Origin of the sequence: Caenimonas soli (assembly GCF_013155545.1) — a bacterium.
GTDB classification, from domain to species: domain Bacteria; phylum Pseudomonadota; class Gammaproteobacteria; order Burkholderiales; family Burkholderiaceae_C; genus Ramlibacter; species Ramlibacter soli.
This window is the reverse complement of the sequence record NZ_JABJVV010000002.1, coordinates 290,861-302,871: the sequence shown is the minus strand read 5'-3', so window position 1 is coordinate 302,871 and position 12,011 is coordinate 290,861. Positions and strand designations below refer to the sequence as shown.

Annotated in this window: 9 protein-coding genes; 7 read left to right on the top strand and 2 right to left on the bottom strand. The window is 63.1% G+C overall.

What is annotated here, in order from left to right:
* Window positions 1-9: 9 nt before the first annotated feature.
* Both HNE04_RS04820 and rraA read right to left on the bottom strand, forming a co-directional pair.
* On the bottom strand, window positions 10-894 hold the full coding sequence (locus HNE04_RS04820; protein WP_172217252.1) for a LysR family transcriptional regulator: 885 nt from the start codon (window positions 892-894) through the stop codon (window positions 10-12).
* A gap of 294 nt (window positions 895-1,188) precedes the next feature.
* A complete protein-coding gene (gene rraA / locus HNE04_RS04815) occupies window positions 1,189-1,722 on the bottom strand; it encodes a ribonuclease E activity regulator RraA (protein WP_172217251.1) in 534 nt (177 codons plus the stop codon).
* 123 nt (window positions 1,723-1,845) lie between these two features.
* On the opposite strand from rraA, the gene HNE04_RS04810 reads away from it, so the two are divergent.
* The 7 genes from HNE04_RS04810 to HNE04_RS04780 all read left to right on the top strand — a co-directional run bounded on the left by HNE04_RS04810 (window position 1,846) and on the right by HNE04_RS04780 (window position 11,996).
* Window positions 1,846-3,810: an aconitase family protein gene (locus HNE04_RS04810; protein WP_172217250.1), complete on the top strand. Its 1,965-nt coding sequence runs from the start codon at window positions 1,846-1,848 to the stop codon at window positions 3,808-3,810.
* 27 nt (window positions 3,811-3,837) lie between these two features.
* Window positions 3,838-4,551, top strand: a complete 714-nt coding sequence (locus tag HNE04_RS04805) for a Crp/Fnr family transcriptional regulator (RefSeq protein WP_172217249.1) — start codon at window positions 3,838-3,840, stop codon at window positions 4,549-4,551.
* Window positions 4,511-5,491 (top strand): LysR family transcriptional regulator, encoded by a 981-nt coding sequence (locus HNE04_RS04800; RefSeq protein ID WP_456237038.1) that lies wholly within the window; start codon window positions 4,511-4,513, stop codon window positions 5,489-5,491. Before HNE04_RS04805 ends, HNE04_RS04800 begins: the two co-directional genes overlap by 41 nt.
* Window positions 5,492-5,765: 274 nt before the next feature.
* Entirely contained in the window at window positions 5,766-6,590 is an 825-nt protein-coding gene (locus HNE04_RS04795; RefSeq protein ID WP_235964779.1) for a tripartite tricarboxylate transporter substrate-binding protein, read from the top strand.
* Between the two features lie 38 nt (window positions 6,591-6,628).
* Complete coding sequence (locus HNE04_RS04790; RefSeq protein ID WP_172217248.1) at window positions 6,629-10,135, top strand: indolepyruvate ferredoxin oxidoreductase family protein; 3,507 nt, start codon at window positions 6,629-6,631, stop codon at window positions 10,133-10,135.
* Window positions 10,132-11,316: an acetyl-CoA C-acyltransferase family protein gene (locus tag HNE04_RS04785; protein ID WP_172217247.1), complete on the top strand. Its 1,185-nt coding sequence runs from the start codon at window positions 10,132-10,134 to the stop codon at window positions 11,314-11,316. Before HNE04_RS04790 ends, HNE04_RS04785 begins: the two co-directional genes overlap by 4 nt.
* Window positions 11,317-11,330: 14 nt before the next feature.
* Window positions 11,331-11,996: a glutathione S-transferase family protein gene (locus HNE04_RS04780; protein WP_172217245.1), complete on the top strand. Its 666-nt coding sequence runs from the start codon at window positions 11,331-11,333 to the stop codon at window positions 11,994-11,996.
* Window positions 11,997-12,011: the final 15 nt, after the last annotated feature.

The window sequence follows — 12,011 nt, the reverse complement described above, 5'->3', positions numbered from 1 at the left end:
GGTCGCGCTCTACCGAGAATTTCCGGTGTCGGTGAGAAACGTGGTCAGCGCCGTCAGCGCGACGGAGTGGGGGCGCGCCGCCAGTGTGAGGATGCACAGATCCCGCTCCGCCCACTTGTCCACGATAGGAACCGAGCGGACCCGCTCCGCGTCTTCATAGGGCCAGACCATTCCCGACGGTTGTATCGATACGCCGAGGCCGGCGCGGACGAGACTGCGTGCGGCTTCGCCGGAAGCGACTCGATATTTGGGCTGGTATTTAATACTCAGCTGTGCCGCCGCGCTTTCCAGGAGCCGCGTCGTGCCGCTCTTCGCGCCGCCGCCGATGAGATCGGTTCCGAGCAGTTCCAGAAACGTGAGTTTCTCCGCATTGGCGAGAGGATGCAGCACGCTAACCACCGCCACGAGGCGGTCCGTGCGATAGGGCTGGATAGAGAGCTTGGGGGAGGGGTCGAGTGGCGGGGCACAGATTCCAACGTCCGCAATACCGGACGTCACAGCGTGTTCGACATCAGCTGAATTTCCCTCGTCGATGTCCAGCGTCACCGACGGAAAGTTGCGACTAAACGTGCCCAGATCCTCGGCAAGGTATTCAACGAGCGCGGACGCGTTGGCCCAGAGTCGCACGTGCCCCTGAACACCCACGACGAAATCGCCAAGTTCATGGTGGAGGTCATCGATGGCGGCCAGGATGCGCTTCACGTGTGAATCGACTATTGCGCCTGCCGCTGTCAGGCGGGTTCCCTTCGGGTCGCGGTACATCAGCCTGAAGCCGAGCGTATCCTCCAACTGCTGAATTCGCTTCGTGACGGCCGAAGGAGCGATTGATTCGCGGACAGCAGCCCGTCCGATATTTCGCTCTTCGGTAATCGAAGCAAACAAGCGCAACGTCATGAGATCCAATTTTCGGATCCACGTCCCAACGTTCATGGGAACCGTTCGCACTCGATCAACCTTGGCGTCATTGGACATCTCTGCTCCCGTCACAGCTGCATTAGGTGGTGTTCGCGCGAACAAGGTCGAGCGAAGGAACGCTGAGATGACTACTCTGAACCTGCCAGGCCGTGTGCTCTCGATGGTGGATGATCCCGGTCTGATGTGAAGGCAACTGGTTGGCGAAGTTGCAGATGAGTCGGCATCATTTGAGGAACTTCGGGGACGTGTCGGCATCCTGACAGCCGAGAGCCTTTAACCTGCGACGTACTTGGCGGTAGCCGCGATGGCATCCGCCACCTGGATACTCGATTCCGTCAGGCCGGGAGGCAAAACAATGATTCCGTCCTCGTCCGCGACAAGACGCGCACCGGGAGTGAAGGTGATCCCGCCGAAGTGGATCGGGACATCCATTTCTCCCCTGCCGCCGATAATCGCGCGGCGCGGAACCGTTCCGAGCGCCTTGACGCCGATTTCCATATCGTCAATCTCGACCCGATCCCGGATCGCCCCGTTGACGACCACGCCGGCCCAGCCGTTGCGTGCCGCCAAGCCGGCCATGATATCTCCGAACAACGCGCGCCATCCCGCTTCCGCGCCATCGATGACGAGCACCTGATCATCTCCCCGCTGGTTGATCAGGTCGCGCAGGACATTGATGCCCTGCGAGTAGCGCGCCGTGCGGATGGTGCCGGCGAATGCGCGTTTCCTGCCGAATCCTATGAAGGGCAGCTCACAGGCTTGCGCTTCGTCGCAGGCGTCGCATAGATCCGTTGTCTTGTATTCCATCCGCAAATGGTAGATGGCCCCCGGACTTTTTTGGTATGCCAAGCCGCGATAGCCCCCGATGCGCATCAGCACTACGCGCCGGCGCCCAGGCCCCCATAAAGTGCTGACATCAAGGCCCAATGCATGACAACCATCCACCTTAACCCGCGTGTGCTCTTCCTGAGCGATGACCCCGACGCAGTCGAGCGGCAACTCCAAGGCGAAGACCTGCCTCTGGTGGACGCGGGCGCGCTTCGCGACAACATTTCCACTGATGAGATCACCCCCGCCACGTTGGGGACGATCTGGGACGAGCGCCTGGGCCGGTACCCCTACTTGGGTTTCATTTCCGGAGGCCGCCAGCCGATCGGTATGGATGCGGTGAAGAACGCCGGCTTCTCTGTCACTGTCGCTGGAAAGCGGTACGGCAAGGGATCCTCCCGGGAACACAGCCCGATGGCCGAGCGCAGCGCCGGAATCCGGCTGGTGATTGCCGAAAGCTTCGAGCGAATCTACCGTCAGAACGCGGACAACCTGGGCCTGTTCACGTCCACCGATTTCAGCCTGATCGAGCGCATTCAGAACGGCGAGCCGATCGACATCGAGGAGCTTGTTTCCTCTCGTGACGCACAGGCGGCGGCCATCCTGCAACACGGCGGTCTGCTGCAGTACGGGCGCGCGCGGATGACGCAGATCGGTACCTCGCCGCCTGATGCTCTTGGTGGACCCAGGACGCTCGCGGAGAAGATCCTGGCCAGGCACTTGTTGGTCACCGGCGACGGTCAACCGGGTCTCCAACAGGGCCAAGGCGCTTTCGTGCGCGCGGATTGGCGCTTCCTTATCGAGTACTACACGCCCATGTGCGCTCATTCACTGCACTCAGCGTTCGGCCGGCCGCTTCAGCTGCACGACCCGCAGAGCGTGCGCCTGTTCGAGGATCACACTTCCTATATTCATCGCAGTGTTGCCCACATCCGTGCCGGTTTGATTCCCGCAATTCAAAACGTGGTTCGCGAGCACCGAAAGTTCGCCCAGGACTATGGATTGAAAGCTCACGGCCTGCTGGCGGACGGCATCGGCAGCGAAGGTATTTCGCACCCGATGATGTCCGAGCGCTATGCGTTGCCCGGGCAGATCGTGGTGGGCACCGACTCGCACACCACCCACAGCGGGGCGCTCGGTTGCATCGCCTTTGGCGTCGGCAGCACCGAGATGGCCAACGCTCTGGTCACCGGCGCTGTACGCATCACAGTTCCTGCATCGCTGCGCATCGAGCTCTCCGGACAACTTCCGGTGGGCGTCGCCGCCAAAGACGTCGTCCTGCTGCTGCTGGCCGATCCGCGGATTCGGGGGGGGTCGGGAGTCGGCAAGGTGTTCGAGTTCACCGGGCCGGCCATCGCGCAGCTTTCCACGGACGAGCGCGCTACGTTGACCAACATGACGGCGGAGCTTGGCGGCTTCACTGGCATCGTTGCCCCCGACGAGGAAACCGTTCGCTTCTTGCGCGAGCGCCGCGGCATCGACTTTCAGCTGGAAGACTGGATGCGCAGCGACCCGGACGCGACGTACGCGGACATCATCCGAATCGACTGCTCGACGCTCGCGCCGATGGTGGCTCGCCCTGGCGATCCCGGCAATGGCGTCCCGGTGACCGATCTCGAGGACCGCCCGAAGATCGACATCGCCTATGGAGGCTCGTGCACGGGCGGCAAGCGCGAGGACTTCGATGCCTACTACCAAGTGCTTTGCTGGGCCGTAGACCGCGGCCTGCGCGTGCACCCCCAAGTTAAGTTGTACCTCCAGTTCGGCACTTTGGACGTCCGCGACTATTGCATCGAGAAGGGTTACCTTGCGGTGTTCGAGCGCGCGGGGGCGGAAATGTTGCAGCCCTCCTGCGGCGCCTGCGTCAACGGCGGGCCGGGCACGTCGGAGCGTGCCGACGAAGTTACCGTCAGCGCCATTAACCGCAACTTCCCCGGGCGCTGCGGCCCAGGAAAGGTTTGGCTCGCGAGCCCCGCCACGGTCGCGGCCAGCGCGATCGCGGGCGAACTCGCGGCCTTTGGCGAGCTCCCAGCGCGTGTGGAAGCAGGCGCGCTGCAGCCGGCCTGACACTCAGCGTCGGGTCCGGACAGAGCCATGCTGATCCTCAGCACCCAAGAGCGCGAAGCCATTGATGCCAATCCATGGTTCGCGTCGCTCTCGGCGTCACTTCGCCACGACATCCTGAGGCTCGCGAACGTGCGTCACTACGCTGACGGCGATTTCATCTACTGTCGCGGCGATCCCGCCGACGACTGGAATGCCGTGGCGAGCGGGGCGGTGCGGATCGGATCGAGCTCACCCCAGGGAAGGCAAGCGACGCTGCGTTACGTCGAACCGGGTGTCTGGTTCGGTGAGGTCGAGATGTTCGACCTGAAGGGCCGACCTTACGATGCGTCAGCACACGGCCCAACGACGCTGCTGTCGGTGCGGCGCGAGGACGTTCACGCCATCCTGGCAGACCACACCGAGTTTTATGCCGCACTCCTGCGCCTTAGCTCGGGGCGCATGCGGCAGCTCTACAGGTTGGTGGAGGACCTCACTACCAAGCCATTGCGAGCTCGCTTGGCCAAGCAGCTATCGCATCTCGCGCACAGCTACGGGAAGCCGGCTGGCGAACGGGGCAGTGAAGTGCGGATCGCCTTGCGTCTTCCACAGGAGGAGCTGGCCCATTTGATCGGCTGCTCGCGCCAGAGGGTGAACGAGGAGCTGAAGCTGATGGAGCGCGACGAAACCATTCGAATCGAGCCCTGTGGCGTGATCGTACGCAATGACCGCGCTCTACGGCGGATTTACGAACCTGCCGGCTGACAGCAGCCCTCGTGCCGCCGTGGGCGACAATGCGTTCAGCCGAGCTATAGATATGCCCCGCATTGATCCCCTCAGTCTTCAGCTGTTCCTCGCCGCCGCGCGGGAAGGCTCCATCAAGCGCGCCGCTGAGGCCGAACATATCGCTCAATCGGCGCTCAGCCGACGGATCGCCGATCTGGAGCACGCCCTGGGCGTACAGCTTTTAAGCCGCTCTCCCCTCGGCGTCACCCTGACGGAGGCTGGACATCGAGCCTACGCACTCGGCGACAAGCTCAACGCAGACATCCAAGCGTTTGCGCGAGAGGTGCAATCCCTGAGCGGTGAGGTCGCGGGTACTGTCCGCCTGTTTGCCAATCTGTCCTCCGTGGTGGGATACCTGCCTGAGCGGCTGCATGCGTTTCGAGCGAAGCATCCGAATGTTGAAATCGCGCTGCAGGAGCGCAGTTCCGGGGAGTGCATCCGCGCATGCCTGGATGACCGTGCCGACGTCGCCGTTTGCATGGCGCCCGGCGCGCCGCTCCCTGCCATCGAGTCGTGGCACTTCGCCGACGACCCGCTCATCGTCGTTTTGCCCCTGAACCATCCGCTGGCGAAGCAAAGGGCCCTTCGCTTCTCGGAAGTGGTGAAGTACCCAATCGTGCGCATCCAGACCGGCGGTGCCGGAGACAGCTTCATGCAGGAGCAGGCCGAGAAACTCAGGGTTCCCTATACGCCCGTGGTCGCAGTGAGCAGCTACGAGGCCGCCTGTCGAATGGTCGAGGTCGGATTGGGCATCGCGATCATGACGGGAAGCGCACTGAGCGCCCTTGCGGGCACCAAGCGATTCGTCCGTCGGCCGCTCGACGAGCCCTGGAAAGACAGGGAACTGCGAGTCTTCGCGCTGAAGAAATCGAGCCGGCTCCGGGCCGTGGACGCCATGATCGAATCCTTGCGCAGCTGAACACTACGGATATCGCGTTCGGACATATCCCTTCTGACGCAAGAGCACTTCACTCTAGAAGCGAGGGGCGCCTAAAGTCTCCGGCATTCAAGCCACTACACCGGAGACATCAATGCGCGCTCTTTGCGTTCTCGGCCGGCGAGCCGTCCTCGTCATTTCTTTCCTGAGTCTCAGCGTTGCGATGTCGCCGGCGCATGCGCAAAGTGCTGATGGCAGGCTACGTCTCATCGTGCCCAACCAGGCGGGCTCGGGGGTTGATGCCGTGGCGCGAGCCATGACCAACAGCATGGCCACAGCCTTCGGGCGGCCGATCATCATCGAGAATCTGCCGGGGTCGGGCGGCATGATCGGAACGCAACAGATCGTGCGCGCGCCCAAGGACGGTTCGGTCCTGGGTATGGTGTCTTCCAACCACGTCATCAATCCCTTCATCTACAAGCGTGTCCCTTTCGACGCGATCAAAGACATCACGCCGATCTCCGTGATCGCTTCCTCCGCTGTGGTGTTGGTGGTGAACCCAGACACCGTGAAGGCGAAGACAACCCGCGAGTTCATCGCTGAGCTGAAGGCCAATCCCAAGGGTTACTCCTACGGATCCGCAGGCAACGGAACCGTGCTGCATCTGGCTGCCGAATACTTCACCAGCGAAGCAGATGTGGACATCTTGCACGTGCCGTACAAGGGCACCGGAGCCATGACCACGGACATCATTGGGGGTCAGGTGAACTTCGGCATGCTCCCCTTGGTCGTGGCGGCGCCTCACATCAAGTCCGGCAAGCTGCGCGCCATCGCCGTCACCACCACCAAGCGGAACTCGGCCTTCCCCGAGGTGCCGACACTGGCCGAAACTGGCCTCCCCGGCTTCGAGTTCGAGAGCTGGATTGCCGTGATCGGGCCGGCCGGCATGCCGGCACCTGTGGTCGCCGACGCCTACAAGAGGATCAAGGAAACGATGGCCCACAAGGAGGTTGTGGACAGCTTTCTGGCGCAGGGTTTCACGCTCACGACGACCACGCCCGAGCAGACACGACCCTTCTTCGTGACCGAGTTGGAGAAGCACAAAAAGCTGGTGAAGCGCTCCGGTGCGGTTGCCGACTGAATGCACGCCCACCCAGACCCAGTTCGCGGAGAAAATTCATGAGTACCCCTATTTCCCTCAACGACAAGTACGAACTCGCAAAGGGCCGTGTCTTCATGACGGGGACGCAGGCGCTCGTTCGTTTGCTGTTGGCGCAGAAGGCAAAAGACGAGGCCGCCGGGCTCAACACCGGCGGCTTTGTGTCGGGCTACCGCGGCTCTCCGCTGGGCTCGGTTGACCAGGAGCTCTGGAAGGCCGGCAAGTATCTGGCGCAGCACAACATCAAGTTCAACCCTGGCTTGAACGAGGAGTTGGCTGCCACCTCGGTATGGGGCGCGCAGATGGCCGGCATGGACCCCAAGGCCACGGTCGACGGTGTGTTTGCCATGTGGTACGGCAAGGGGCCGGGCGTGGATCGCAGCGGCGACGTCTTCAAGCACGGCAACATCGCGGGCACCTCGAAGTTTGGCGGCGTGCTGGCCATTGCGGGTGACGATCACACCTGCAAGTCATCGACCCTGCCGCATCAGAGCGAACAGGCATTCATCGCCGCCGCGATGCCGGTGCTCAATCCCTCCGGTGTACGCGAGTTCCTGGAATTCGGCTTGCACGGTTGGGCGATGTCGCGCTACTCGGGCTGCTGGATAGGTTTCAAGGCGATTAGCGAAACCATCGAGACCACGTCGTCGTTCGACATCGATCCCATGGCGATCGAGATCAAGGTGCCGGTCGATCACCCGATCCCCGCGGGCGGCTTGTCGATTCGATGGCCGGATCCGCTGATGGAGCAGGAAGAGCGGTTGCTTCGCGACAAGCTCCATGCGGTGCTGGCGTATGTTCGGCTGAACGGGTTGAACCGCCAGGAATGGAGCGTCCCCAATGCAAAGCTGGGCATCGTCACGACCGGCAAGAGCTACCTGGACACGCGGGAAGCGCTCTCGCTGCTTGGCATCGACGAAGCGGGCGCGAAGTCCCTCGGTGTGCGCCTGCTGAAGATTGGCGTCACCTGGCCGCTCGAACCGAACTGCGTTGCGGAGTTTGCGCAAGGCCTGGACGAGATTCTGGTCGTGGAAGAGAAGCGCGGCATCATCGAGCCGCAGGTCAAGGAACAGCTGTACAACGCGCCCCTGGGCGAACGCCCGCGCGTGGTCGGCAAGGCTGAAGGCGAGGGGGAATGGGTCCGCTCGCCGAAGGGATTCCTGCTTCCCCCGAACGGCGAGCTTTCGCCCGCGCTCATCGCCAAGGTCATTGCCCAACGGCTGCTGCAGGTGCTCGGTGCGGGTGCATTGCCACAGTCGGCCACCGCAGTCCTGGCGGACGCAGGCTGCGCCGCCGCCCTGGACGCGACGCTGCCGCAGCGGTTGCCTTTCTTCTGCTCGGGTTGTCCGCACAATACATCCACGAAGGTGCCCGAGGGTTCGCGCGCGGGGGCCGGCATCGGTTGCCATGCCATGGCGACGTGGATGGACCGCAGCACCACGAACATCACGCAGATGGGCGGCGAAGGGGCAGCCTGGATCGGGCACGCGCCGTTCACCTCGGAAGGCCACATCTTCCAGAACCTCGGGGACGGTACATACAGCCATTCGGGTTCGCTGGCTTTGCGCGCGGCCGTCGTCGCCAACGTGAACATCACCTACAAAATCCTTGCGAACGACGCAGTCGCCATGACGGGCGGTCAACCGGTCGAGGGATCATTGAGCGCAATCCAGATCGTTCAGCAGGTCACAGCCGAGGGCGTCAAACATGTGCACCTGGTGTCCGATGATCCTGATGCGTGGAAGGCGCTGGGCGGACTGCCGGAAAGCACAGTGGTCAGCCATCGCGACGAACTGGATGCGGTGCAGCGGCGCTTGCGCGACACGCCCGGTGTTTCCGTGATCGTCTATGCGCAGACCTGCGCGGCTGAGAAGCGCCGCCGCCGCAAGAAGAAGGAAGCGGTGGATCCTCCGAAGCGCGTTGTGATCAATGAGGAAGTCTGCGAAGGTTGCGGCGACTGCGGCGTGCAATCGAATTGCGTATCCATCACGCCGCTCGAAACGCCGCTCGGCCGCAAGCGGACGATCGACCAGAGTTCCTGCAACAAGGACTATTCCTGCGTCAAGGGCTTCTGTCCGAGCTTCGTCACGGTCAAGGGCGGTGGTCTGCGCAAAGCATCCAAGAGCAAGGCGACACCGCCCTCGGACCTGCCGCAACCGCACATTCCCGCACTGGATCAGCCGTATAACGTCTTGATCACCGGTGTCGGCGGCACCGGCGTGGTCACGATCGGTGCGCTTTTGGGCATGGCGGCGCACATCGAAGGCAAGGGCGTGATCGTCATGGACATGGCGGGCCTGGCGCAGAAAGGGGGCGCGGTAATGTCGCATGTGCGCCTTGCGGCCCGCCCGGATGCGCTCTACGGGGCGCGTGTCGGCCAGAAGCAGGCGGACTTGCTGCTGGCTTGCGACCTCATGGTTGGCGCCGGCAAGGAGGCGATGAATGCCTCGAGCGCTGAGCGGACGGCGGCGGTGGTGAACACGGACGTGGCGCCGACGGGCAGCTTCCTGAAGAATCTCGATTGGCAGGCGCGTCCCCAGGAGTTGCTTGAGCAGCTGAAATCCGGCGTGAAGAACGCGGCAACGGTAGACGCGTCCCGGCTCGCCACCAAATTGATGGGTGATGCGGTGGCCACGAATGTCTTCATGCTCGGATTCGCGTGGCAATCCGGAAGGGTGCCGCTATCGGAGGCAGCGCTGTTGCGCGCCATCGAACTCAACGGCGCGGCGGTGGAAATGAACAAGGCAGCGTTCTCCTGGGGACGGCAAGCGGCGCTTGACGTGGACAAGGTGCGCGCCGCCGCTGGATTGGACAAGGCGCAGGTCATGCTGATGCCGCAGCGGGCGCTTGCCCTTGATGCGCTGCTTGCCGACCGTAGGAAACGGCTCACCGAATATCAGGGTGGCAGCTACGCGCAGCGCTTCGAGGACACCGTGCGCGAGCTTGCGGCTCTCGAGAAGACTCGTTTTGGGTCGGAGCGCGTGGCCCGCGAGATCGCTGTGAGCCTCTACAAGTTGATGGCTTACAAAGACGAGTACGAAGTCGCTCGTCTCTACTCGGAAAGCGGATTCTTTGACCGCATCGGACGCGAGTTCGAAGGCGACTACAAGCTGCACTTCCACCTGGCGCCGCCCCTGTTAGCCAAGCGGGATGCGAAGGGCCACCTGCTGAAGAAATCGTACGGACCCTGGGTCGCCACCGCGTTCCGTTGGCTGGCGAAGGGCAAGCGTCTGCGTGGCACTCCGTTTGACATTTTCGGCTACACCGAAGAGCGCCGAACCGAGCGCGCACTGATCGCGCACTACGTCGCACAGATGCGCCAGGCGCTCACGAGCGCGCGGCCGGACCAGGTGGCTACCGTTCTCGAACTTGCACGGCTACCGCAGACGATGCGCGGCTACGGACACGTCAAAGAGGCGAACATCAAAGCCGCGCATATCCGCGAGGCCTACCTCCTGGGCGAACTGAGCAAGCCTGTCGTCAGCGACGTTGATTCGACGCAAACCCCTGAAGTGGCACTGACATGAAGAACCATGACGTGTACGTTGTGGCGGCGGTGCGCACGGCCATCGGCACCTTTGGCGGGTCACTCAAAGACGTCCCGCTCACGCAACTGGCCACGGCGGTTGTTCAGGCAGCGCTGGATCGTAGCCGGGTTGATCCGGCAAGAGTCGGCCACGTCGTCATGGGGAATGTGATTCCCACCGACCCCAAGGATGCCTACCTGGCACGTGTGGCGGCGATGGATTCCGGCATTCCCGAGCAGACTCCCGCGTTCAACGTGAACCGACTTTGCGGTTCGGGCTTGCAGGCCATCATCTCGGCGGCGCACACCCTGATGCTGGGCGAGGCAACCCTTGCCGTGGGAGGGGGAGCGGAGTCCATGAGCCGGAGTCCTTACGTGATGGCGGGCGCAAGATGGGGCGGCCGCATGGGAGACATGCAGACCACGGACTACATGCTGGGCATCCTGCACGATCCCTTCCATCGGATCCACATGGGCATCACCGCTGAAAACATTGCGGAGCGGGCTGCGGTGACGCGCCAGATGCAGGATGAGTTGGCTGTGGAAAGCCAGGCCCGCGCGGCCAGGGCCATCTCCGAGGGAAGGTTCAAGTCGCAAATCGTTCCCATCGCGCTCGAGAGCCGAAAGGGAACCGTCGTTTTCGATACCGATGAGCATGTGCGCGCCGGTACGACCCTGGAGCAACTTGCGAAGATGAAGCCGGCGTTCAAGGAGAACGGCACCGTCACGGCCGGCAATGCCTCGGGGCTCAACGACGGCGCCGCCGCAGTGGTGCTCGCCACGGAGGAGGGCATCGCGGAAGGCGGCTTGAAGCCGCTGGCCCGGCTCGTGAGTTATGCGCATGCAGGCGTGGATCCCAGGTTCATGGGGATCGGCCCTGTTCCAGCGACTCACCTGGCGCTGCGACGCGCGGGCTTGACCGTGGATGATCTTGATGTGATCGAGTCGAACGAGGCGTTTGCCGCCCAGGCCTGCGCCGTGAGCCGGTCCCTCGAGTTCGACCCCGCGAAGGTGAACCCCAACGGGTCCGGTATCTCGCTCGGCCATCCTGTCGGGGCGACCGGCGCGATCATCACCACCAAGGCGATTCATGAACTCCATCGCGTTGGCGGGCGGTACGCCTTGGCCACGATGTGCATCGGTGGTGGCCAGGGCATTGCGGCAATTTTCGAACGCGTGTGAGCGCTCCGTTGCCCGTGATCACCCTGTACCACTGCGTGAGCGCGCGTTCCTTCCGTCCGCTCTGGATGCTGGAAGAACTGGGCGTGCGTTATGAACTGAGGATGTTGCCGTTTCCACCCCGCGTGTTGGAGCGCTCATACCTCGACCTGAATCCACTGGGTACCATCCCGTTGATGATCAACGGCGGCACGCGAATGACCGAGTCGGCAGCGATCTGCCAGTATCTTTGCGCATTGAGCGCCCCGACGTCGCTGCAGGTCGAGCCCGCGGAAGATGACTATGGCGCCTACCTCAACCACCTCCACTTCGGCGAAGCCACGCTCACGTTTCCGCAGACGCTCGCGCTGCGGTACGCGCGATTTGAGCCCGATCGGGGTCTGGCAATCGTTGCAGAGGACTATTCCAAATGGTTTCTGGCACGGTTGCGCACGCTGGAGCCCCTGCTGGCCCAGCAAGAGTATCTGTGCGCCGGTCGCTTCACGGCCGCGGATGTCTCGGTTGGGTACGCGCTGTTGCTGGCGCAGCATCTTGGGCTTGTATCCCGCTTCACCCCGGCAGTGAAGGCGTACTGGGAACGTCTGCAGCAGCGTGAGGGGTACCGCCGCGCCCTGCAATCCCAGGAAGCCGCCGCGGCAGCGCAAGGCGTTTCCACAGTGCCCGCGCCGGATACCGCGGCCTAAGCGCGTATCCGCAGT

Bases quoted from the DNA above. Each gene is read 5' to 3' on its own strand.
- HNE04_RS04810 (WP_172217250.1), top strand. From the start codon at position 1,846: ATGACAACCATCCACCTTAACCCGCGTGTGCTCTTCCTGAGCGATGAC.
- HNE04_RS04800 (WP_456237038.1), top strand. From the start codon at position 4,511: ATGACCGCGCTCTACGGCGGATTTACGAACCTGCCGGCTGACAGCAGC.
- HNE04_RS04805 (WP_172217249.1), top strand. From the start codon at position 3,838: ATGCTGATCCTCAGCACCCAAGAGCGCGAAGCCATTGATGCCAATCCA.
- HNE04_RS04785 (WP_172217247.1), top strand. From the start codon at position 10,132: ATGAAGAACCATGACGTGTACGTTGTGGCGGCGGTGCGCACGGCCATC.
- HNE04_RS04795 (WP_235964779.1), top strand. From the start codon at position 5,766: ATGACCAACAGCATGGCCACAGCCTTCGGGCGGCCGATCATCATCGAG.
- HNE04_RS04790 (WP_172217248.1), top strand. From the start codon at position 6,629: ATGAGTACCCCTATTTCCCTCAACGACAAGTACGAACTCGCAAAGGGC.
- rraA (WP_172217251.1), bottom strand. From the start codon at position 1,722: ATGGAATACAAGACAACGGATCTATGCGACGCCTGCGACGAAGCGCAA.
- HNE04_RS04820 (WP_172217252.1), bottom strand. From the start codon at position 894: ATGACGTTGCGCTTGTTTGCTTCGATTACCGAAGAGCGAAATATCGGA.